Below are 22,846 nucleotides of genomic sequence, written 5' to 3'. Positions count from 1 at the left end.
TTATGAAAATATTCAAAATAGAATAACTTAAAATACCTCCCGTATATGCTTAAAGTTAGAATTGATCGTATCAATTACTTCTTGTGAACGACCGTTGATTAACAACTTATACATTGATTGTGCAAAGCCCACCATTTGACCGAATTCAATTTTGGGAGGCATGGCCAGTGCGTTCGGATCAGTCATGATATTAACAAGTACCGGACCGTCCAACTCAAATGCATTCAGTAAGGTAGTCAACACTTCTTCCGGATCACTGACATTAAATCCGGTCATTCCCATTGCTTCGGCCACTTGAGCAAAGTCTGGATTCAACATATTTGTCTGCCAGTCCGGCAATCCGTCCACTTCCATTTCCAACTTCACCATTCCCAATGAACGGTTGTTGAATACGATAATTTTAATTGGTAACTTATATTGTACAACGGTTTCCAAGTCTCCTAAAGTCATAGACAAGCCACCATCTCCGCAAAGCGCCACTACCTGGCGATCCGGATAAGCTAGTGCGGCACCGATGGCTTGCGGCAAAGCATTTGCCATAGAACCATGATTGAAAGAACCCAGCATGTGGCGTTTGCCTGTCGCTTGCAGATAACGTGCTCCCCACACACAAGTCATTCCCGTATCTACTGTGAACACAGCATCGTCCGAACTTAGTTTGTCTATTTCGGACATCACATATTCGGGATGAATCTTATTTACATCGCCTTTATCTTCCGTGTAAGCAGCCAGATCCTTCTTTACGCCTTCATATCTTTTGAGTTGTTTCAACAGGAACGAATCATCTGTCTTCGGATTCAGCATACGCAATAGACTTTGGATGCTCAGTTTAACATCACCGCAAAGTCCGATATCCACCTTTGCACGACGTCCCAGACGTTCGGGCTTTATATCAATCTGTGCTATCTTGATGTCATCCGGCAGGAAAGCGGAATAAGGAAAGTCTGTGCCGAGCATGAGAAGCACTTCGGCTTCATGCATACTGTAATAGCCCGACGGCATTCCCAGCAATCCGGTCATACCCACTTCATACGGATTTTCATATTGCACCTCCATCTTTCCTTTGAAAGTATATACCACCGGAGCGTTCAGCTTCTCGGAAAGAGCAATCACTTCCTCGTGAGCTCCTCGGCAACCGATGCCGCAGAAAAGAGTGATACGCGTATGTTTGTTTAACATGTCAGCTAATTGAGCCAGATCTTCTTCCGACGGACAAACTTCCGGTGGGGCAGGATAGTTGATAACCGACGAGTCGACAGCAACGGCAGAAGCCTTTGCCAAGTCACCCGGAAGCCCGATAACGGACACCCCTTTGCGGGTGACAGCCGTTTGTATGGCCGACTGGAGCATACGTGGAAATTGTGTGGGAGTAGTGGCTACTTCATTATAATAACTGCAATCGTTAAAAAGTTTGATGGTATTCGTCTCCTGAAAATATTCCGTACCAAACTCTCCGGTAGGAATTGTAGAGGCGATGGCGATTACCGGTGCGCCGGATCGGTGTGCGTCATACAAGCCGTTAATCAGATGAACATGTCCCGGCCCGCTACTTCCCGCGCAGCATCCCGGGCGACCGGTCAGTTGTGCTTCTGCCGCAGCGGCATACGCCCCTGTTTCTTCGTGGCGCACATGTATCCATTTTATTTGATCGTTTTTTCTGACTGCTTCGTTTACTTCATTCAGACTGTCGCCTGTTACGGCGTAGATGCGTTCAACTCCGGATTTTACCAGAGTATCTATCAACTGTTCTGCTATTTTTTTTGCCATAGCTGTAATTGGTTTAGGATTGATTTTTATGTAATAACAGATGGCTGCAAAGAAAAGTTCTAATTTAACATATGCTAATAACGCCTTTGTGTCGGGACACATCACCGCTTTTATGTTAAAATTAATTCTGTAACAACTTTTTAGTAAAGATGTATAAACAATTGCAATATCCTTTTGTTATCTTTATAGGCGAAATCTTAACCTAATGTATTAAACCTCTTAATTACTCTAGAAAAATGAACAGAAATGAAATCGGTGTGAATGCCGGTAAGGTTTGGCAACTGCTTAGCAATAATGAGAAGTGGAGCTATGGACTTTTGAAGAGAAAATCCGGGCTGAAAGATAAAGAGCTGGGTGCCGCTTTGGGGTGGTTGTCAAGAGAGAGCAAAATAGAGTTCGATCAGTGCGATGAAGAGCTTTATGTATATCTCTGTGTGAATGTTTATATTGGCTAAAAGAGTTTGACACTTTAACGAGAACAGAAGAATCTCCGGAGGAATGACAGCATAGTCAGCACTTCGGAGATTCTCGTTTTTTATCCTTTTTCTGCTTTATGTATCTTCCTTTCAATGGATTTCCGGAAATAATTCTGTTACTTTGCATCACGAATTAAAATGTAAGAAACAATGAGAAGTTTTGCCTCCGACAATAATTCCGGTGTGCATCCGTTGGTAATGGAAGCATTGAACCGGGCTAATATAGACCATTCTTTAGGATATGGCGATGATAAATGGACAGAAGAAGCCGTAGCGAAGATAAAGGAAACCTTTACGCCCAACTGTGTCCCCTTGTTTGTATTTAACGGAACGGGTAGCAACGTGGTAGCATTGCAGCTGATGACCCGTCCGTATCATTCCATCTTTTGTGCGGAAACGGCTCATATCTATGTAGATGAATGCGGCTCTCCTGTGAAAATGACAGGTTGTCAGATTCGCCCGATTGCCACTCCTGACGGTAAACTTACCCCGGAATTGATGCAATCTTATCTGCATGGTTTCGGCGATCAGCACCATTCACAACCCAGAGCCCTCTACATCTCCCAATGTACCGAACTTGGCACCATCTATACTCCCGAAGAATTGAAACGTCTGACAGACTTTGCCCATCTGAATGGTATGTATGTACACATGGACGGAGCCAGAATAGCCAACGCCTGTGCCGCTTTGAATCTTTCCTTAAAAGAACTGACAGTAGACTGCGGAGTCGATATTCTTAGTTTTGGCGGAACGAAGAACGGACTGATGATGGGAGAGTGCGTGATTGTATTTAATAAAGACCTGCAACCGGAAGCCCGCTTCATCCGTAAGCAATCCGCCCAGCTCGCTTCGAAGATGCGTTACCTCTCTTGCCAGTTTACGGCATACCTCACAGATAACCTCTGGCTGAAGAATGCCAACCATGCCAATGCAATGGCTGCCAAACTTTACACTGAATTGAAGAAACTGCCCGAAGTAACTTTCACTCAAAGAGCCGAAAGTAACCAGTTATTCCTCACCATGCCCCGCCCGGTTATCGACCGGATGCTAGAGTCTTACTTCTTTTATTTTTGGGACGAAGAGAAGAATGAAATCCGTCTGGTGACTTCTTTTGATACCACAGAGGAGGATGTAGACGAGTTTATAAGACTTTTAAAACGTTAAAAAGGAAATCCGGAACAACAAAAGCGCCTGAATATCTGTTTTTATAGGAAGTTTGAAACTAACTTTGTCCGCAAAGTTTTCTACTTCTTATGATTATGAATACTAGACAGAACAGGCTAATCATATTCGCGCTTTTGTTGTTGACACAAACCCCGTTGGGCGCACAGCTGCATTCTACTAAAATTGAACTGCCGGAGGATTCTATATCTGCAACCATGGAAGATTCCATTCCGGCAAAGCGCAGTTTCTTTAAAAAGTTTCTTGATTACTTCAATGACGCCAATAAGGAAAAAAAGAATAAAAAGTTTGATTTCAGTGTGATAGGCGGCCCACATTATTCCAGTGACACCAAGTTCGGACTCGGACTGGTGGCAGCCGGACTATATCGAACCGATCGGATTGATACGCTTCTTCCTCCCTCCAATGTCTCTCTTTACGGAGATGTGTCGACTGTCGGCTTCTATCTGTTGGGAGTCCGCGGAAATCATCTGTTTCCAAAAGATAAATACCGCTTGAATTACAATCTCTATTTCTATTCTTTTCCCAGTCTGTATTGGGGACGGGGATATGACAATGGAGCGAACTCTGATAACGAAAGCGATTATAAACGTTTTCAGGCACAGGTGAAAGTCGATTTTATGTTTCGGCTGGCAAAGAACTTCTACATCGGCCCGATGGCCGTATTCGATTATATCGACGGACGGAACTTTGAGAAACCGGAACTATGGGAAGGAATGGCCGCGCGAACCACTAATACCAGCCTGGGACTTTCCCTCCTTTACGATTCACGTGATTTCCTGACAAATGCATATCATGGCTATTATTTGCGGATAGACCAGCGGTTCAGTCCGGCTTTTCTCGGCAATAAATATGCGTTTAGCAGTACAGAACTGACTACCAGTTATTATCAGCCGGTATGGAAAGGTGGAGTGCTGGCAGGGCAATTCCACACATTGCTTACCTATGGCGATACCCCTTGGGGATTGATGGCAACGTTGGGAAGTTCTTACTCCATGCGCGGATATTACGAAGGACGCTATCGGGACAAGGGAGCAATGGACGCGCAAATAGAACTCCGGCAACACGTCTGGAAACGGAATGGAGTAGCTGTATGGGTAGGAGCGGGAACGATTTTTCCACGACTTTCCGAGTTCACCCCGAAACACATTCTGCCTAATTATGGCTTCGGGTATCGTTGGGAATTTAAGAAGAGAGTAAATGTACGTTTGGATTTAGGGTTTGGCAAACACCAGACCGGATTTATTTTTAACATCAATGAAGCTTTTTAAAAATATAAAGAATTGGTTGGAAAATCAGGAACATCTGTTTTATCTGTTCCTGTTTATCTTGATAGTACCTAATATGGTACTCTGTTTTACAGAACCTTTACCATTTATGGCAAAAGTCGCCAATGTGTTGTTACCTTTCGGTTGCTATTACCTGTTGATGACTTTGTCGAGGAATTGCGGCAAGATGCTGTGGATTTTATTCCTGTTCCTGTTCTTCGGAGCCTTTCAGATCGTGTTGCTTTATTTATTCGGCCAGTCCATTATCGCTGTCGATATGTTTCTGAATCTGGTCACCACCAATTCGAGTGAGGCATTGGAACTGCTCGATAATCTCACACCTGCCATTATTGCTGTAATCATACTCTATGTACCTGCCCTGATATTAGGGACGATTTCAATTATACGTAAACGGAAACTTACGGTAGAGTTCATTCGCAGGGAACGGAAGAGAGCCTTCCTGGTCTTTGGAATCTCCCTCCTTAGTCTTGTCGGAGCCTATGTGCAGGATTCGGGATATGAGTTGAAATCTGATTTATACCCGCTAAACGTATGCTACAACGTAGGTCTTGCCTTTCAAAGAACAGCTCTGACACAGGATTACCACCGTACATCCAAAGACTTTACTTTCCATGCCCGGCCTACTCATCCGGAGGGAAAACGGGAAGTATATGTAATGGTCATAGGAGAAACCTCTCGTGCCCTAAACTGGCAATTGTATGGTTACGAACGTGAAACGACCCCGCTCTTATCCCGGCAAACGGGTCTGATTGCTTTCCCAAAAGTGTTGACAGAGTCGAATACGACACATAAAAGTGTCCCCATGCTGATGTCGGATGCTACTGCCTGCAACTACGACTCTATCTACCATCAAAAAGGAATCATCACCGCTTTCAAAGAGGCAGGATTCCGGACGGCTTTTTTCTCCAACCAACGTTACAACCATTCATTTATCGACTTCTTCGGAATGGAAGCCGATACGTATGATTTTATAAAAGAAGATTCGGTCAGTTCTACCTATAATCCTTCTGACGACGAACTTCTGAAATTGGTGGAGGAGGAACTGGCGAAAGGTGCAACGAAACAATTCATCGTACTTCACACCTACGGTTCCCACTTTAACTATCGCGAACGTTACCCGTCGGAAGATGCTTTCTTTACGCCCGATTATCCGATGGAAGCAGAGAGAAAATACCGGGATAACCTGGTGAATGCCTATGACAACTCTATTCGTTACACGGATGATTTTCTGTCACGACTTATCCGTATGTTGGAAAAACAGCAGGTAGATGCCGCCATGCTCTACACTTCCGATCATGGAGAGGACATTTTCGACGATTCCCGTCATCTGTTCCTCCACGCTTCTCCCGTACCTTCTTATTATCAGCTTCATGTGCCATTCCTGATTTGGATGTCCGATGACTACCGCGAAACGTATCCCGAACGTTGGAATACCGCTATTGAAAATAAGGATAAGAATGTTTCTTCCAGCAGCTCTTTCTTCCCGACCATGCTGTCTTTAGGCGGAATAGAAACTCCTTACCGGGATGATTCGCAGGCTGTGACGGCTTCGCACTACGTCCTGAAACCGAGGGTTTATCTGAACGATCACAATGATCCCCGTCCGTTGGATGATTTGGGCATGAAGAAGCAAGACTTCCAGATGCTGGAAAAGAGGAATATCAAGTATTAAGTATTAGGTATTAATCCTTGTTAATTTTTGCATCCAAAAATGGGATTGGCGTGTTATTTGCCGTATGATGTATGAACGATTAAATTCATAAAACATGGCCTATATAGATTATTACAAGATTCTTGGAGTAGACAAAAGTGCTTCTCAGGATGATATCAAAAAGGCTTTTCGTAAGTTGGCCCGGAAATATCACCCTGACTTGAATCCTAATGACCCTAGTGCAAAGGATAAATTTCAGGAAATCAACGAAGCCAATGAAGTACTGAGTGACCCCGAGAAACGTAAAAAGTATGATGAGTACGGAGAACATTGGAAGCATGCCGATGAATTCGAAGCGCAGAAACGTGCACAGCAACAAGCCGGAGGCTTTGGCGGTGCAGGAGGTTTCGGCGGATTCGGCGGTGCGGGTCAGGGTTTCTCCGACGGTAACGGAACCTATTGGTATAGTTCCGATGGAGAAGGATTTTCCGGTGGCAACGCTAGTGGATTTTCCGATTTCTTCGAATCAATGTTCGGACATCGGGGAGGAAGAGGACAAGGTTCTGCGGGATTCCGCGGACAGGACTTTAATGCCGAACTTCATCTTTCCCTTCGTGATGCTGCTCAAACGCATAAGCAGATATTGACTGTAAATGGTAAACAGGTACGTATCACTATCCCTGCCGGTGTAGCCGACGGACAGGTTATTAAACTGAAAGGCTACGGAGCCGAAGGTGTCAACGGAGGACCTGCGGGCGACTTGTACATTACGTTCGTTATAGCCGAAGACCCGGTGTTCAAACGCCTGGGCGACGATCTGTACGTAGATGTGGAGGTAGATCTTTACTCTGCCGTATTGGGAGGCGAGAAAGTAGTCGACACGCTGGACGGTAAAGTGAAACTGAAGATAAAACCGGAAACGCAGAACGGTACGAAAGTCCGTCTGAAAGGTAAAGGATTCCCGGTTTATAAGAAGGAAGGACAATTCGGTGACTTGATTGTGACCTATTCTGTCAAGATTCCTACGAACTTGACCGACAAACAGAAAGAGTTGTTCCGTCAATTACAGAGTATGAACTAAAATGAATGAGTACTATGCAGACCGAATTAATAATTGTCAGTGAATACTGTCACAAATGTCATATTGAGCCTTCATTCATCGAAATGTTGGAAGAGGGCGGTTTGATTAACGTGCATACCGAAGGCGGTGAACATTATCTGCTTTTGTCGGAACTCCCGAACGTGGAACGTTATAGCAGAATGTACTATGACTTATCCATCAACATGGAAGGTATCGATGCCATTCATCATTTGCTGGAAAGGATGGAAGATATGAGGCACGAAATGCGTTCGCTTCGCAAACAACTTTTGCTGTACCGGGAACGGGAAATAGAAGATATGGACTGGTAAAAAAATAGAGCCTCTGTTTGATTCGAACAGAGGCTCTATTTATAGTAAACGGAGGCTCTGATTCATTCAATCAGAGCCTCCGTTTTTTCAGGATGTTTATGCCGTTATTTTATAATACAATATACGTGCAAATCTCTTCCAGATAGCGTGCGTCGATAGTGTCGAAGCTATCCAATGTATCACTGTCGATATCCAGCACCCCGGCAACTTTCCCCTGCTTGAGGATTGGTACTACTATTTCCGATTTCGAGTCCGAACTACAGGCTATGTGTCCGGGAAACTGCTCTACATCAGGAACAATCAGTGTACGGGCTTCTTTCCAAGCGGTTCCGCAAACTCCTCTGCCAAAGCGGATGCGAGTGCAGGCAATGGGGCCTTGAAACGGACCCAGTACGAGTTCTTCCTCTTTCACAAGGTAAAAGCCTACCCAGAAGAAACCGAAAGTCTGCTTTAAGGCTGCTGCCATGTTGGCAAGATTGGCAATGAGATCTGCTTCCGTACTTACTAAAGCATGCAGTTGCGGAAGTAACTCCCGATACTTTTCTTCCTTGCTTCCTGTGTGGATGATTAAATTTTCTGCCATCTCTTTACTATTTGATTTGGTTCAGGATGCTCGGATCTTTTATCTTATCGTCTTCTGCAAAGAAGATAATCTTAGTCAGTATCTCGGCAGTCTTCGGATCTTCATCTACGAAAGGCAGGAACAGGCGTCCGCGATTTTGCGAATGTACCGGAAGAACAGCTATCTGTGCACCACCTTCCTGATGGATCACACCGCTGCCCAGATGAATATTGTACTTACCCAGTTTACCTTCGATGTGAGCAAAACTTCCTTTTATTGTCACGTTCTTGAAATGAAACAACGGCATCGTCAGTTCCACCAGCACGCTGCGCATCTCGATGGTAGAGTGGCTGGTTTCCGGGTCAACGCTTCCGGCATGGGCTACGCTTACTGCCAGGTCTACGTCTCTCATTACTTCGGAGAAGATGACAGGAGGAATCTCCGAGATTTTCATCAACTTGTAGTCTTTGCGGCTATGGAAGCAGACATATTCCAATGTCGGAGCTTCGATATCGGCAGGAGAGAACCAGTCTGCCATGGCATAGATGGTGGCGATGATATTCTCTTTGTAATATATCTTTTGAAGGCCGTCTTCATAATCGGCTACCCAACGGCGCCCTTTCAGTACGGCAACCGTTTTCTGCGGTTGGATCTGGTTGCCGGCATAGCGGCGGGATTGAGTGGCTTCTATTTCTTCCGGAGTCGGAACGTAAAGTTCGCGGAATACCTGTTTGAAAGGTTGGCGGATTGATTTATCGAACAGGAATTTTTGATAAGCATGCCAGTCTCCGCTTGTATACAGGTCTGTGGGGTGCGCGATGCGTAACTCGTCTTTCGGTTTTAACGGGAGGCAAACGGCATTTACTGTAATCAGCAATCCATCGGTGTAGAAGCCCGTCTGTCCGTTGCAGATGAAGACGAGATGTTTCAGTAATGGCCAGATAACAGGATTCTGCATCAGCTTGCGCAATTCGTTTTCTTCAAAATGAGTGCAGTCTTCCATCGCCTGTTCCAGCATGATGCGCGAACGGGTGTACTGGTCTTTCAGCTTTTTGTGTACTGCTTTCAGTTCTTCTATATACGGATGCTTTTTCAGCTTGGCAGGCATGCTGTTGAGCTCTTTGCCGTCTTTGATTTGCTTAATCTCCGATTTACCTTCCTCGTTGATTTGTACATACACTTCTACGCCGTCTATCTCTTTGGGGGACAGGTAGGGAAGAAGTTCTTTAATCAGTTCGGTTTCCATGCTCCAGGTCAGGCGGGTAACGTCTCCGTAACCGGAGTTGCGTGCCAGGTTTTGCAGAGCGATGTTTACCGCTTTCTTTTCGCTTTCCTGTCTTTGAGCACCGAATTCCTTGCTCTCTTTCAGGAACTTTTGCAGGTATTGATAACGATCCAGCAGTTCTTTATCCGGCTTCCGTCCCAATGGGATGAGGCCGTAGCTCATCAATAAGTCTTTGTTGCGCTTGGCTATTATTTCTTTCTTTATATCTGCCGCCTTCACTGCACCGTTGGTAGCATCGGCAAACTTACGGGCACGGGTATGGCTGTTGCTGCATGAAATATATTTGGCGGCATTGTAGACCACTTCGAAGCGTTGCTTGCCAATTGTCTTAAATGCATCTTTGAACCAGTCGATGTCAAAAGCACCTTCCCGCAGGTCATCTACGTCGATGGGGGTGTAGCGGGCGATAATCGCTTTCTTCTTGTCGTCACACGTTTCATTGGTGTGGGCGTGGAAATAATAGGCTGCACTTGTCAGTCCTTTCCAGCCTATTGCCTTTTCAGTCAGTTCAATCCATTGTGGGGCGAACATGGCGGCTTCTACCAGTCGCTCGTCGCTGATTTCGGCTTGTTTCGCCAGTTTCTTCAGATTCTCGCTGGTGTCCGTAGGCAGGGGATGGCAAGCATGGAGCAGACTGCTCAATACACCCCGTTTGGTGCTGCCCCAGTTGTAACTGTCACGTATGAAAGTATCTTTGCCAAATGCTTGCAGAATACGGATAAATGTTTCGGCTCCATAGACGTAGCTTAGTTCTTCTGCAAGGGAGGTGACTTGTGTCTCGGAGTCTCCACGTTTTAATTCAATTTCAAGAATCCGGTCTACCACCTTTTGGGCGAGGGAACGGAAGAGGGAGAAGTCGATGTTTTTGATATCGGCGTATCTTTCTTTTTCCTTGTTGAAACGAACGTTGTCGTTCAATACCATGGTGATTGCTTTGATCTGGCTGGGAGAGCTGATGCGTCCCATCATTTCACGGTATACTTCCTCTGTCGGGATGATTCCCAGCATCCAGGCACGGGCGAAGTCTGTGGCATGAAGATAAGAGTCTGTTTCCTCTAGTTCGGGGGTGTGCTCCATGTAGTTGGTGAGCTTATAAAGCTGATAGCGCACTGTGAAGTAACGGATAAATAGATCATCATTCATGGGCTTTTGAGGCATTTCGAGCCAGAAGTTCACGAATTTGTTGTTATGTATCGGATAAACGACCTGTTTTTCTCCGTATTCCAGTTTGTCCCGAAGCCATGCATGCTTACTGGTGTACTGGCGGAAGATGTTTTTGGTATTTAGCAAAGGCAATAGTTGGAGCAGCATATTGACGGCCAGTCGTTGATAGACGGCTTCATCTTTGTATTCGTATGCCAGTGCTTCGATGATGTCACTCATCTGTTCATAGTACGGCATCTTGCGGAGGTCTTTCTGCAATCCGCGGTAAGTGATGCCGGCATACATCCGGTTGACAAGCGGCTCAAAAGTATTACTTGATTTCTGGTCTGCCTTGATGTCTTCTTCATCTTCCTCGTCGGAGTCGTCTTCGTCTTTAGCGGTACCTGTCGATGCAAGCATGAAACTCATCATCAGCAATTTGTCGTAGCTTCCTATTTCTTCTTCGTAGAAGGCTTTCCACAATTCCGGGAATCCGAGTCCGCTCAATCCTCCGTAGTTGCTCCAGTTTATCAGGACACTGTTACCTACCAGACGTGCTTCTCCGTAACCATTTTTGAATTCTTCATTCTTGTAGGTTTCGATGTATTTGCTTAGTTTTTTGAAAACGAGTTTGGCCCTTCCAAAGCAGATGAATTCGAATGCTTTTTTAACGTTGAATCCTTTGTCCTGGGTAATTTCCGGCAGACTGACTTCAAGAGACGGATCGTACAGACCGAAACCGTTATCTTTGGTATAATGTTGTGTGACGCTCTCTTCTGTTCCATCGCCAATCAGAGATTCTATCAATACTTTTTCTTTCGGGTTCGGCTTCTGAATCTCTTTAACTGTCGGGATCAATTCCTGATAGATATCTTGCAGGAATTCTACATTGTGTATGGTCTTCATCATGTCCAATCCTGCCAGGCGGCGTTCGGCAACCTTGTCTGTTAGCAAGCGGCGGATGCTGTCGGCTAGCTGTTCTTTGGGCTGTTTCATCAGCAGATTGATAGCATGGATACGCATTTCGCTGTATTTGAAGCGCAGTAACTCTTCTACTTTCTGGTTTTGTTCGGGCGATAAGGTCATCTCGGACAATGCTTTATATGCTTCTTCACGCACATCTTGCGAACGGTCTCCCAGTGATTGCAGTACATATTCTTCCTGTAGCGGACTGGTCGGTGGAGCTAATACAACACCGATATAGCCTGCCCGCATATAAGTATCCAGAGAGGGCAGATAGCTGCAAAGATCGTCTTTCAATGCAGAATTATTAGTCATCCAGGTGATATATGCCATTTTGAGAACGATTTCCGAACGGGTGAGTTCTGTGCTTTCCCAAGGGAATACATAAGGAGAATAAATCTCTTTGGCAGAGATGGACTGATAGATTTGCTTCAGATATTCATAATGGCGGACCGCCTCTTCTTTGCTATCAAAATAGTCGTGGAGTGACGGGGCGTCTTTGTGCCCTCCGTACCGGCTAAGATAGAGACCGGACAGATACAACGGTAAGATAGCCGCCACCACCGACGGTTCCTTATACCATCTTTCAAAGGCATTTTTACTGATGCGGTGGTTCATGCCGGAGTATTGCGTACAGCGTAAGAAATAAAGTAATGTCTGTACCTGGTATTTAGCACCTTTCTTGATAATTTCCGGTACGAGCGTCTGAATCTCTTCCGTATTATAGAATCCGATGCTCCATAAAGCCAGATAGAGTTCGACTGTATCTTTGCTTTGAAGAGCACTGTGTGCTTGTTTCCGGTCGTTCAGAAAACGATGGATCAGTTCTACATATTTATTGGTGATACGTTCGCTGCTGTCTTGTTCTCCGATACCCGTACTGACTGCAATACCGCGTTTCACGGAAGCAAATCGTTGCAGGCCGTTGTCGCAGATGACCGAGAAAAGATGGAGATAACTTTCGGGACAACCTTCGTCCATCGTTTCCACGATAGCTTGGCGGAGACCCTCCTGTAACTTGGCTGCCAGAAGTAACTTCCCTTCCAGTTCCAGCAAGGGGCGGTATCCACTTACTGCGATAGCCTGGAGATGTCCCTGGTTGAGGCGGTTGGCGTTATTCTCACTGGTCAGCACATTGTTGAGGTATTCAATGACAGTCTGGTTGCCTTCTGCTATTTGGGCGGCCATCCAGTTTTGGCAGTTCATCGAATCCTTGTATGCTTCTATTTCTTCCGGAGTGTTTCCTCCGTTCAGTATGGCTTGAACCGTAAATCCGGTGGCGCGCAGTTTCAGAAACTGGGTCAGTGCATCTATAACGTGGCCGATATGCAGAAGAGGATTTGCCGACCGTTGTGACCGGCGCGAGTATCCGTGAGTGTACGGGCACCGTGCTTTGAGCTTCAGATAGGTGTGGAACAGGTGGGCGTACTCGTCTCCCAATAGATAGCGGAGTAGCTTGTTCAATTTACCATCGAAAAGATTGGCAACGCTTTTAATCTTCTCTTCTTGGATAATATAGATGATGCAAGGCTCTAATTTATCGCTGTATGCACCATACCGGGTATCCATGTTGAAGTATTGCATAAATACATCCAACAGTGCCATTGTCTCTTTGTCTAAACTGGTTCTCTTTTTCGTTAACCTTTCCAGGTACGGAGCAATCCGTTTATTTAATGCGTCATTGTAAATCAGTCTCATGATTCTTTTCGTTTTAAATGTGTTTTATAGGATAATGATTACCATAATCTTCCCGACAGCATAGCGAGCCGGATGAAGGTTAAGGTAGATTCTTCTTTAAGTTGGATGGGAGAGGATAGGTCTCCGGTTTCCGTATCATCCATGAAGATACGGAAAATTCCGTCCTCATAGGATTGCAAAGCATTGGTGATGGCTTCGACTTCTGCGGCAGGTTTGCCATTATAGTTTACTGCAAACCCTACTTTGCCGGAAGCTGTTTTATTTTCCACTTCTTCCTGTGTGAGGTATTTCAGCACTTCGCTCTGTTGCAAGCGTTCATTGTATTCGCAGACTTGCCAACTGACGATGGCTTCGATCAACCCCTGTACATTGACAGGCGGAACAGGAAAATCGATAGGAATCTTTTCGATACTGCACTTTCGCTTTCCTAACTGTTTGATTTGGATATATGCTCTCATATTCTCTTTATTGGGTGATCTGGATACTTGATGTAATGGCATTCAGATCGGTTTCAGCTTCTTCGTCATAGACAAGCATGACAATAGCAAAAGATCGTTTCTTGCTCTCTTGAAAGTAATGCAACGCTATTTGTTTTACATCCTCTCCCGGTTCATCAGGAGCCCCGATGTGCAGGGGATTCGTGATCTTTGTCATGGGGAGTCCGTTGATGTTGACATTGCTTAGTTGGTAATCTTCTGACGGTTCCCCTTGTGCATTTCTTGGGAGAGTGAGTGATAACTCTTTCATGTGTTCAAACTCCTTCTGCGTGTCGTAGGTGAGGGCGGTAATCGTTAATTGATTCCCTCCGTTGACCAGCATGAGTAATGGAGGTTCCGCACCATCAATAATTCCTTTTGCTCCTGCTATTTTTATCCAGTTGGTAGGATACTGGCAACTGAATTTGGTGGCTGCATCATAATAAGATAGCCACGTATCGTCATTGCCGACAGGCGTATATGCCGGAACTTTCCTACTGGAAAGATTGTCCGTAGCATTCACAGCGGAATGATTACTGTTCTCGTTTTCCTCTTCCAGTTCACCATTCAGATAGGCTTCCACAATGCCGCTTTCCCATTCATTGCGTATCTCCGGGTAAAGAGGAGGAACGTTTTTGCACAGGATCATGAAGCTGAACAGGAATATACAGAATATACCAAGCTCCCCGATGATGGAGACAGTCCGCTGTGCATCGGGTTTCTCGAACTTGTAGCCGACCACGTATATAATTCCCAGAACAAACCCGCTTAACAACCCGCCAATATGGGCGGCATTATCAATGCCGGCTTTCATCCCGTAAACCAGATTATACCCCACAAAAATGAGGATGCTGGTTAACAATGCCTTTCGTTGTTCTTTGGCGATGCGATGAAAGAGGAGGAATGCAAGGAATATACCGTAAAGTCCGAAGATAGATCCGGAAGCTCCGGCGCTGATTGTCTCACCGTGCATATACAGGCTGAATGCAGCCGAACATAATCCGGTTAGCAGGTATGAAACGAACATACGGCGTCCTCCTATCAGTTCTTCCAACAGAAGTCCTACATACATGAAAGCATACATGTTCATCAGGAGATGGAAAGCTCCGATATGTATGAAGTTGCAAGTCACTGTGCGCCACCAGTCACCGGTCAGAGTCAGCGGTCCGAAGTCGGCTCCCCATTTCAGTAGTGACAGAGTGGAAGGAGACATAATACCCACTCCGGAAGCAATCATTACAATGAATACAAGAATATTGATGTCTATCAGGATGGGAGTTGCTATAAATCCTTTGCGGGGAATGAAGAAAGACAGGAAAGAGTTCCTCTTCTTTTCTTCCTCTATGTAGGCTTTTTCTTCTTCTGTGAGCGGGCGGTTGAACTCTTCTTCGAAATCTTTGGCCCTTTGGGCTAGTTCTTCCGGAGTGAGTGAGGCTTTTATTTCTTCCATTGTTTCCCGTAACTTCTGGATATTTTTTCTGTTCTTTCCATAATCAACAAATTGTACGGAAGAAGACTGACTGCGAACGGATACTTCCCCGTCACTTCCCTTTTCTATGGTAAAGGTTATTGCCTCTCCATGGGAGTGTATACTGAACGGGACTTCAAACCGGATTCCTTCCGGAGTTACTTCCTCGATATTCCACTCAAGTTTTTGAGAGGCTTCGAGAGCCAATATAAGGATTTCCGTGTTTGATAAACCTGGCAAATACAGTTTGTCATTATATGAAGGTTTGAGTGCCATATTTCTATCTCTATCTACATTCATCAATTAAAAAATTACTTATCTCACTGACAAATGTATAGAATAATAATGGAAAATAATAGAATATGACAAATAAAAAAAGCATCCATTTCGTAAGAAAGGATGCTTTTATCAGATTTAGTCGATTATTTGTTACTTTTTGTAGAAAGCCAAATCTTCTTTGTCGAAGTTTTCGATGAAATTTGTATGCTTTTCTACTTCCGCTTCTGCATAGTTCAAATATACGTGTGCAGATTTGGAGAACAGTTCAGAAGACTTGCTGGCATCTTGAATCAGTAAGTGACACATGATAATATCAGCAGCCATTTCCACCAGTTTGCGAGCGGTGAAGTCAAGCAATTCCTGATCCTGTACTTCTTTCACAGCGTTGGTACTTGCTTCAAATTTGTCAGCCATCTTCTTCAGGCGAGACATCAGCGGTTCCATTTCCGGTGAACAAGGAATGGCCTCAAACTCGCGGATAGTAGCGATGTAAGAACCATTAGTCACGTAACGGATAGCGGCTACAGTCTGCAACTGGGTAGTTCCTTCGTAGATGCTGGTGATACGTGCGTCGCGATAGATGCGTTGGCAAGCATATTCCATCATGAATCCTGAACCACCGTGAATCTGGATACAGTCATAAGCGTTCTGGTTAGCATATTCAGAGTTCATACCCTTAGCCAGCGGAGTAAAGCTGTCTGCTAGTTTGGCGTATTTTTTCTGTTCCTGACGTTCTTCCGGAGTCAGTTTACGTTCGCGGGAAATATCATCCAATGCTTTGTAGATGTCTACGTAGCGAGCTGTTTGATACAGCAAAGCACGTCCGGCATCCAACTTACCTTTCATGATAGCCAGCATATCGTATACTGCCGGGAATTCGATGATTGCTTTACCGAATTGCTTACGGTCTTTAGCATAAGCCAACCCCTCATTATAAGCAGCCTGGCTCAATCCTACGGATTGTGCAGCAATACCCAGACGGGCACCGTTCATTAAAGCCATAACGTATTTAATCAAACCGAGTTTGCGGTCACCGCAAAGTTCAGCTTTAGCATTCTTGTACACCAGTTCGCAAGTAGGAGAACCGTGGATACCGAGTTTGTTTTCGATACGACGTACGTTCACACCACCCTCATTCTTGTCATAGATGAACATAGAAAGACCACGACCGTCTCTTGTACCTTCTTCCGAACGAGCCAATACCAAGTGAAGATTAGCATCACCGTTTGTAATAAAACGTTTTACACCGTTCAGCAACCAGCAACCGTCTTTTTCGCTATAAGTTGCTTTCAGCATAACTGCCTGTAAGTCGGAACCTGCATCCGGTTCGGTCAAGTCCATAGACATCGTTTCACCTTGGCATACGCGAGGAATGAAACGGCTGTGTTGGTCAGCGTTACCGAATTCATACAGTGTTTCAATACAGTCCTGCAAAGACCAGATATTTCCGAAACCGGCGTCGGCAGCAGCCACGATTTCTGCACACATGGTGTACGGAGTGATCGGGAAGTTCAAACCGCCGAATCTGCGTGGCATGGTCATACCGTTCAGGCCGGCTTTCACCATAGCGTCTAGGTTCTGTTTGGTTCCGGAAGCATATTCTACGCGACCGTTAGCACAGTGAGGACCTTCTTCGTCTACACCTTCTGCGTTAGCAGCAATGATTTCTCCTGTGATTTCTCCTGTAATCTCCAATACTTTGTCGTAAGAGTCTACAGCATCTTCGAAGTCTAGCGGAGCGTAGTCGAATTCATCTTTATCTCTGTAATTGCGTTCTTTGAGTTCGCAAATACGTTTCATCATCGGATTGTTCAAGTGAAACTTGAGTTCCGGTATGTCTGTATAATAATTAGCCATCTTTCCTTACTTGCTATTTTGTTTATAATACTTAATCATCTTCGGCACAACTTCTTCGATAGTTCCGTTGATTACGTAATCGGCAATCGTGTTGATCGGAGCATCCGGGTCGTTGTTGATGGAGATGATGATACCACTTTCCTGCATACCGGCGATATGCTGAATCTGTCCGGAGATACCGCAAGCGATGTAGAGTTTCGGACGAACCGTAACACCTGTCTGACCGATCTGGCGGTCGTGATCTGCGAAACCTGCGTCAACAGCAGCACGGCTGGCACCTACTTCTGCATGAAGTTCTTTAGCGAGGTCGAACAACAGGTCGAAGTTTTCTTTCGAACCTACACCGTATCCACCGGCTACGATAATCGGAGAACCTTTCAGGTTGTTCTTAGCCTTTTCTACGTGGCGTTCGATTACTTTCACTACATAGTCCGTATCAGCTACGTACTTTTTCACATCGTGACGGATCACTTCTCCCTGATAAGTCGGAGAGAGGATTTCCTTCTTCATCACACCTTCGCGAACGGTTGCCATCTGCGGGCGGTGTTCCGGGTTCACAATCGTAGCAACGATGTTACCGCCGAAAGCCGGACGGATCTGATACAACAGGTTCTTGTAAGTCTTGCCTTCTTTCTTGTCTTCGTGGTCACCGATTTCAAGTGAAGTACAGTCGGCAGTCAATCCGCTGGTTAAAGCAGAAGAAACGCGCGGACCGAGGTCACGACCGATCACAGTAGCGCCCATCAGACAGATTTGCGGCTGTTCCTCTTTGAAAAGGTTCACCAGGATAGCTGTGTGAGGAAGTGAAGTATAAGGGTAAAGTCCTTCGCCGTCGAAAACGTGAAGTTTGTCTACTCCGTAAGGAAGGATTTGTTTTTCAATATCTTTGAGGCCGGTTCCGGCAACCACTGCTTCGAGCTGACAGTTCAACTGGTTGGCTAACGAACGACCTTTGGTCAGAAGTTCGAGGCTAACGTCTAAAACGTTACCTTCTTCTATTTCGCAATATACAAATAAGTTATTCATGATTATCCGATGGTGTGGTTAGCTAATAGTTCAACAATCAGGTCTTCCACGTCACGGTCGCTACCGCTGATGGTTTTGCTCTCTTTAGCCTGGAACACGATGTTCTGGATGGCTTTCACTTTTGTCGGCGAACCGGACAGACCGCATTGTGCAAGGTCACCGTTTACGTCGGCTACACTCCATTCTACCAGATTCAAATAATCACGCTTGTCATACAAATCGGTATAATCAAGGTTACCTTGTTGTTTTTCGGTAACTGTTTTGGCGTGTTTGTATTTCTGAACCAGTTTCGCATTGCGCGGACGGCAAGGAGCGGCAGAACCGTTTACGGTAATCACGATAGGCAGCGGACCCTCTACAGTTTCTACACCACCGTCGATATGACGTTTCACCTTGATTTTACCATCGCCCACTTCCAGAATTTCTTCTGCGTATGTGATCTGCGTCAATCCCAGTTTCTCTGCTACCTGCGGACCTACTTGCGCCGTATCACCGTCGATAGCCTGACGACCGCCGATAATAATGTCGCAATCACCGATTTTGCGGATGGCAGTAGCCAGTGCGTAAGACGTAGCCAGTGTGTCTGCACCAGCGAAAGCACGGTCGGTCAGCAAGTAACCGTTATCTGCACCACGGAAAAGTCCTTCACGAATAATGTCGGCTGCCCGTCCCGGTCCCATTGTCAGGATAGTTACGGTAGAGCCTGGATGAGCATCTTTCAGTCGAAGAGCTTGCTCGAGGGCATTCAGGTCTTCGGGGTTGAAGATAGCGGGAAGTGCCGCGCGGTTAATTGTCCCGTCGGCTTTCATGGCATCTTTCCCGACGTTACGTGTGTCGGGAACTTGTTTTGCCAATACAACAATTTTCAAACTCATGCTATAAATTTTAGTATTAGTATTTCTACAAGTTAGCAGCCAGTAGTCAAGTAGTAATCTCTTGCTATCTAAACTATCCGGTTAACTATCAGCTTGCAAATTTACTCAAACACTTGGTTCTGACAAGAAATCCGAGTAAAAAATGCACAGGTTTAAGATTTTTGAGCAAAAGAGGAAGGTTTTTATAGATTTCATTCAGGGTTGGCAAGGTGTTTATGGGCAGTCTGCCGGATTGTCCGGCAGACTGTTGATGAATTCCGGATTATTTGATAAGTTCGTAATAATGTGCATTCGTGAAATTATCATTCTTGAAAATAGCCTTTTGCATAATTCCTACTTTCGTGAATCCCACTTTCTCTAATACCCGCATGGATGGGGAGTTATGCTCAAATACGACTGCGAATACACGTACCTTATCAGTGTGTTCGAAATAATAGTTGATGGCTTCTTTCAGGGCGTCAGTAACGATTCCCTGGTTCCAGAAAGGTTCTCCAATCCAGTAGCCTACTTCTGTACTAAAACGTTCTACATCCGTAGCGGGTACAAAACCGATACTTCCGACTGCTTCTCCGTTTACCTCAATGCAGAAATCTTGAATGTTTTCTTTCGCTTGTACCATAGAGAGAAAAACGTTAGCATCCTCCTGGCTATAAGGATAGGGGAGACCGTCACGACAGTTATCCCAAATATTCTTGTTATTGAGATATTTGGCTAATGATGCTGCATCTTCGGTTTGCCAGGTACGGAGAGTATAGTTTTTCTTCTGCACGATAATTCCTGTTTTCTGTACCATATCATCTATTATTTTATCCCAATTTCAGCTAACCCCATCGGTTCACCGTCATGTATCATCCGTGTTGCTTTCAACTGAATATAGCGAGCCTTGACCGGAGTAAAGTAAACCGATTGCATAATCGGATTGCTCTTTATATTGGAAAATTCATCTTTGGCTACTACCTGGTTGACCGCATTACTGTCCGTACCTACAGATATTTCGTAGGCTGCGATCAACCCTTTATTATATTCACTTTGGTCGGGGAGATAGTGGAATGAGGTAATCGTGCGTTCTTCTCCCAAGTCAATCAATAGTGTATTTCCATTGATGAAACAGGTGGTCTGGTCGTTTTTATCCATGCCTTTCTGTGCTTCCTCTACATCTACTCCAACAAGAGTGAACGGGTAACTTTTCAGTTCTGCAGCTTTCGCTGTGTATGTATCCGAAGTCTCTCCTGCATAATATGCTTCAATGTTATTAATACAGAGACAAGCCCGTGAATCCGTGAAGCGGACACGAATCTTATCCGTAGTGATTGTTTCGAAACGAAGGAGCCGTTTATATCCGATAGTGGTAGTCTCCTCATTGAGCTTTACTGGGAGCCATTCGCCTGCCTGGTTATATTCTACAACGAATGATTTGACACGTTGTCCGAGAGGAATATATTCCTGCAACATCATACGGTTGATCTTTTCTGCCTGAGGTAAATCGAATTCGATAGTGGCTGAAGTGACATCATCATTGGTAGCCCAATAAGTATCATAATCACCGTCGGTCACAGCTTTGGCGGAGAATGTTCTTCCACGTTCGTCCGATGCTTTGGGAGAGAGTCCCGCCAGCAGATTGTGTGCCAGTTGTTTTTGTACATTCTGGTGGAAGTTTACGGCATTGGCAGAGTCAGTAGGGTGAATCAATCCGTCACGGTCTACCGGGAAGTTTAATAATAGCGTTGCGTTATGTCCTACGCTGCGGTAATATAAATCAGTCAGTTCGTCTACTGTTTTCACACGGTCGTCTTCTTCCGGATGATAAAACCATCCCGGACGGATGGAAACATCACACTCGGCAGCTACCCATAGGTTACCATCGGCATGACCATATTGCAGTTCACGATACTTGGGATAGCCCGGATAAACTTCTCCTGCACGAAGAAAAGACCAGTTAGTAGCTCCGGCAAATCCGTGTTCGTTGCCTACCCAACGACAGCCCGGACCTCCATCCGAGAAGATAACAGCTTGTGGCTGTAACTCATCAATCATCTTGTAAGCTCGCGGATAGTTATAATAAGTTTTGCGGTCGATCGTACGGCTGTCTTTTGCTCCGCCATACCAGCCGTCTCCACCGTTGGCACCATCAAACCAGATTTCAAATACGTCACCGTAGTTGCTCAGCAGTTCGTTGAGTTGTTTATAGAAGTATTCTACATATTCGGGAGAACCATAATTGGCCTGATGCCTGTCCCAGGGCGAGAGATAGACTGCGAATTTAATGCCATACTTTTTGCAGGCATCCGACAGTTCGCGGACAATGTCTCCTTTTCCGTCTTTGTACGGAGTGTTGCGGATACAGTACTCTGTCAGTTGCGTAGGCCACAGACAGAATCCATCGTGATGTTTCGCTGTCAGGATCACTCCTTTCATGCCGGATTTGACAAATGTCTGTACCCATTGCTCACAGTCCAGACGGGTAGGGTTGAATGTTTTAGGATCGGAGTCTCCATATCCCCATTCACGGTCGTTGAATGTGTTAAGTCCGAAGTGTACAAATGCATACGTTTCCATTTTTTGCCATTCCACCTGTTTGGCTTCGGGAATGGGTAAGATAGCTTCCGGTGCTTTTACCGAATTACAGGCACTTAGTAGAAAAAGACCTGTTGCGAAGATAAGAAAGTGTTTTTTCATGGGGGTGTTTATTAGTTAATAATTGAATGTAAGAATCATCTACAATGTAATTCCAACTACAAAATAAAGTTGCTCTTCATAAGGGTTGGCTATTAGCTTTCCGAAGATGGGTAAAGAGAAGTTGGACGTTATTTTGATATCTTTTGTTGCAGATAATCCGATATTGACTACATTGAATTTGTCGGAGTACATACTTTCCCAAGGAGTGAAACCAGCTTCGATATTCATATTTACATCCTTCACGCTGAACGGGTAACTCAACTCGCAGTAACTGGACCAGGCACGTTTCCCGTTTTCCCGGTAATCGTTTCCGGCAAAGGTAGTGTACCAGCTTACTGACAATGGGAACTTTTCGCTAAGCATATAGCCGGCTCCTGCCTCGAAAGTGTGTCCGGTAGAGTGCGAACTGTAATTGAAGTATTTGAAAGGTTCTTCTTCTGTCTGGGTAAAATAGTTATTGGCGTAAAGAGTCAGGTTTTTGTATTCGTACTCTAGTGATAAATCTATTTCATTGTTCTTTTCGCGAAATTCGGTAGAGCCCCATGCGTAAACAGTCAGTCCTTTCCAGTTGAGGCCGAGTGAAGGCTGCACACTTGCATTACCGCTATCTATACCGCGCCAGATATAACTGCTTACAAAATCAGCAGTTACAAAAACTTCTTGTGCCTGTGCAAAGGCTGTACAAAACAGGATGACAATAAGTAGGATTCGTTTTTTCATTTTATCGGTTATTTCTTCTTGTTTTCGGGGGATAAAGATACAC

General features: G+C 45.1%; 17 protein-coding genes. 6 read left to right on the top strand and 11 right to left on the bottom strand.

Translation table 11 applies throughout. The annotated features are described in order from the left end of the window. Positions 1-27 precede the first annotated feature (27 nt). Positions 28-1,767 (bottom strand): thiamine pyrophosphate-dependent enzyme, encoded by a 1,740-nt coding sequence (locus KSX81_RS05175; protein ID WP_032843878.1) that lies wholly within the window; start codon positions 1,765-1,767, stop codon positions 28-30. Positions 1,768-2,003: 236 nt separating this feature from the next. On the opposite strand from KSX81_RS05175, the gene KSX81_RS05170 reads away from it, so the two are divergent. From KSX81_RS05170 to KSX81_RS05145, 6 genes are all read left to right on the top strand, one after another. Further along, positions 2,004-2,222: a winged helix-turn-helix domain-containing protein gene (locus KSX81_RS05170; protein ID WP_004301053.1), complete on the top strand. Its 219-nt coding sequence runs from the start codon at positions 2,004-2,006 to the stop codon at positions 2,220-2,222. Between the two features lie 171 nt (positions 2,223-2,393). Then, complete coding sequence (locus KSX81_RS05165) at positions 2,394-3,407, top strand: threonine aldolase family protein (protein WP_004307149.1); 1,014 nt, start codon at positions 2,394-2,396, stop codon at positions 3,405-3,407. Positions 3,408-3,496: 89 nt separating this feature from the next. Beyond that, positions 3,497-4,696 (top strand): BamA/TamA family outer membrane protein, encoded by a 1,200-nt coding sequence (locus KSX81_RS05160; RefSeq protein WP_004301038.1) that lies wholly within the window; start codon positions 3,497-3,499, stop codon positions 4,694-4,696. After that, positions 4,683-6,386 (top strand): phosphoethanolamine transferase, encoded by a 1,704-nt coding sequence (locus tag KSX81_RS05155; protein WP_118418142.1) that lies wholly within the window; start codon positions 4,683-4,685, stop codon positions 6,384-6,386. Before KSX81_RS05160 ends, KSX81_RS05155 begins: the two co-directional genes overlap by 14 nt. Before the next feature lie 94 nt (positions 6,387-6,480). Beyond that, a complete protein-coding gene (locus KSX81_RS05150) occupies positions 6,481-7,446 on the top strand; it encodes a DnaJ C-terminal domain-containing protein (RefSeq protein ID WP_004327076.1) in 966 nt (321 codons plus the stop codon). Between the two features lie 14 nt (positions 7,447-7,460). After that, positions 7,461-7,775, top strand: coding sequence for a chaperone modulator CbpM (locus KSX81_RS05145; RefSeq protein ID WP_004307142.1), 315 nt, complete (start codon positions 7,461-7,463; stop codon positions 7,773-7,775). A gap of 109 nt (positions 7,776-7,884) precedes the next feature. Here the strand turns inward: KSX81_RS05145 and KSX81_RS05140 are convergent, their stop codons facing one another. From KSX81_RS05140 to KSX81_RS05095, 10 genes are all read right to left on the bottom strand, one after another. Then, complete coding sequence (locus KSX81_RS05140) at positions 7,885-8,358, bottom strand: GAF domain-containing protein (RefSeq protein ID WP_004307141.1); 474 nt, start codon at positions 8,356-8,358, stop codon at positions 7,885-7,887. Between the two features lie 7 nt (positions 8,359-8,365). Beyond that, positions 8,366-13,426, bottom strand: a complete 5,061-nt coding sequence (locus KSX81_RS05135; protein WP_118418143.1) for a DUF4132 domain-containing protein — start codon at positions 13,424-13,426, stop codon at positions 8,366-8,368. Between the two features lie 38 nt (positions 13,427-13,464). Next, complete coding sequence (locus KSX81_RS05130) at positions 13,465-13,884, bottom strand: hypothetical protein (RefSeq protein WP_217725470.1); 420 nt, start codon at positions 13,882-13,884, stop codon at positions 13,465-13,467. A gap of 7 nt (positions 13,885-13,891) precedes the next feature. After that, positions 13,892-15,646 (bottom strand): rhomboid family intramembrane serine protease, encoded by a 1,755-nt coding sequence (locus tag KSX81_RS05125; RefSeq protein WP_032849089.1) that lies wholly within the window; start codon positions 15,644-15,646, stop codon positions 13,892-13,894. Positions 15,647-15,799: 153 nt separating this feature from the next. Continuing rightward, complete coding sequence (locus KSX81_RS05120) at positions 15,800-17,506, bottom strand: acyl-CoA dehydrogenase family protein (RefSeq protein ID WP_004301030.1); 1,707 nt, start codon at positions 17,504-17,506, stop codon at positions 15,800-15,802. Positions 17,507-17,512: 6 nt separating this feature from the next. Next, positions 17,513-18,532 carry an electron transfer flavoprotein subunit alpha/FixB family protein gene (locus KSX81_RS05115; protein WP_055278939.1) on the bottom strand — a complete coding sequence of 340 codons (1,020 nt, stop codon included), beginning with the start codon at positions 18,530-18,532 and terminating at the stop codon, positions 17,513-17,515. Between the two features lie 2 nt (positions 18,533-18,534). Beyond that, positions 18,535-19,407, bottom strand: coding sequence for an electron transfer flavoprotein subunit beta/FixA family protein (locus KSX81_RS05110; protein ID WP_004301028.1), 873 nt, complete (start codon positions 19,405-19,407; stop codon positions 18,535-18,537). A gap of 262 nt (positions 19,408-19,669) precedes the next feature. Continuing rightward, positions 19,670-20,200 (bottom strand): GNAT family N-acetyltransferase, encoded by a 531-nt coding sequence (locus KSX81_RS05105; protein ID WP_055235589.1) that lies wholly within the window; start codon positions 20,198-20,200, stop codon positions 19,670-19,672. 8 nt (positions 20,201-20,208) lie between these two features. After that, positions 20,209-22,083, bottom strand: a complete 1,875-nt coding sequence (locus tag KSX81_RS05100; protein WP_217725471.1) for an alpha-L-fucosidase — start codon at positions 22,081-22,083, stop codon at positions 20,209-20,211. Positions 22,084-22,122: 39 nt separating this feature from the next. Then, positions 22,123-22,803, bottom strand: coding sequence for a hypothetical protein (locus KSX81_RS05095; protein WP_008651952.1), 681 nt, complete (start codon positions 22,801-22,803; stop codon positions 22,123-22,125). Between the last annotated feature and the right edge of the window lie 43 nt (positions 22,804-22,846).

The organism is Bacteroides sp. MSK.18.37, assembly GCF_019129155.2.
Taxonomy (GTDB): Bacteria; Bacteroidota; Bacteroidia; order Bacteroidales; family Bacteroidaceae; genus Bacteroides; species Bacteroides ovatus.
This window is presented reverse-complemented; position numbering and strand designations above follow the sequence as displayed.

What these genes read in the sequence shown, in the direction of transcription:
- KSX81_RS05175 (WP_032843878.1), bottom strand. Translation starts at nt 1,767, where the DNA reads ATGGCAAAAAAAATAGCAGAACAGTTGATAGATACTCTGGTAAAATCC.
- KSX81_RS05170 (WP_004301053.1), top strand. Translation starts at nt 2,004, where the DNA reads ATGAACAGAAATGAAATCGGTGTGAATGCCGGTAAGGTTTGGCAACTG.
- KSX81_RS05165 (WP_004307149.1), top strand. Translation starts at nt 2,394, where the DNA reads ATGAGAAGTTTTGCCTCCGACAATAATTCCGGTGTGCATCCGTTGGTA.
- KSX81_RS05160 (WP_004301038.1), top strand. Translation starts at nt 3,497, where the DNA reads ATGATTATGAATACTAGACAGAACAGGCTAATCATATTCGCGCTTTTG.
- KSX81_RS05155 (WP_118418142.1), top strand. Translation starts at nt 4,683, where the DNA reads ATGAAGCTTTTTAAAAATATAAAGAATTGGTTGGAAAATCAGGAACAT.
- KSX81_RS05150 (WP_004327076.1), top strand. Translation starts at nt 6,481, where the DNA reads ATGGCCTATATAGATTATTACAAGATTCTTGGAGTAGACAAAAGTGCT.
- KSX81_RS05145 (WP_004307142.1), top strand. Translation starts at nt 7,461, where the DNA reads ATGCAGACCGAATTAATAATTGTCAGTGAATACTGTCACAAATGTCAT.
- KSX81_RS05140 (WP_004307141.1), bottom strand. Translation starts at nt 8,358, where the DNA reads ATGGCAGAAAATTTAATCATCCACACAGGAAGCAAGGAAGAAAAGTAT.
- KSX81_RS05135 (WP_118418143.1), bottom strand. Translation starts at nt 13,426, where the DNA reads ATGAGACTGATTTACAATGACGCATTAAATAAACGGATTGCTCCGTAC.
- KSX81_RS05130 (WP_217725470.1), bottom strand. Translation starts at nt 13,884, where the DNA reads ATGAGAGCATATATCCAAATCAAACAGTTAGGAAAGCGAAAGTGCAGT.
- KSX81_RS05125 (WP_032849089.1), bottom strand. Translation starts at nt 15,646, where the DNA reads ATGGCACTCAAACCTTCATATAATGACAAACTGTATTTGCCAGGTTTA.
- KSX81_RS05120 (WP_004301030.1), bottom strand. Translation starts at nt 17,506, where the DNA reads ATGGCTAATTATTATACAGACATACCGGAACTCAAGTTTCACTTGAAC.
- KSX81_RS05115 (WP_055278939.1), bottom strand. Translation starts at nt 18,532, where the DNA reads ATGAATAACTTATTTGTATATTGCGAAATAGAAGAAGGTAACGTTTTA.
- KSX81_RS05110 (WP_004301028.1), bottom strand. Translation starts at nt 19,407, where the DNA reads ATGAGTTTGAAAATTGTTGTATTGGCAAAACAAGTTCCCGACACACGT.
- KSX81_RS05105 (WP_055235589.1), bottom strand. Translation starts at nt 20,200, where the DNA reads ATGGTACAGAAAACAGGAATTATCGTGCAGAAGAAAAACTATACTCTC.
- KSX81_RS05100 (WP_217725471.1), bottom strand. Translation starts at nt 22,083, where the DNA reads ATGAAAAAACACTTTCTTATCTTCGCAACAGGTCTTTTTCTACTAAGT.
- KSX81_RS05095 (WP_008651952.1), bottom strand. Translation starts at nt 22,803, where the DNA reads ATGAAAAAACGAATCCTACTTATTGTCATCCTGTTTTGTACAGCCTTT.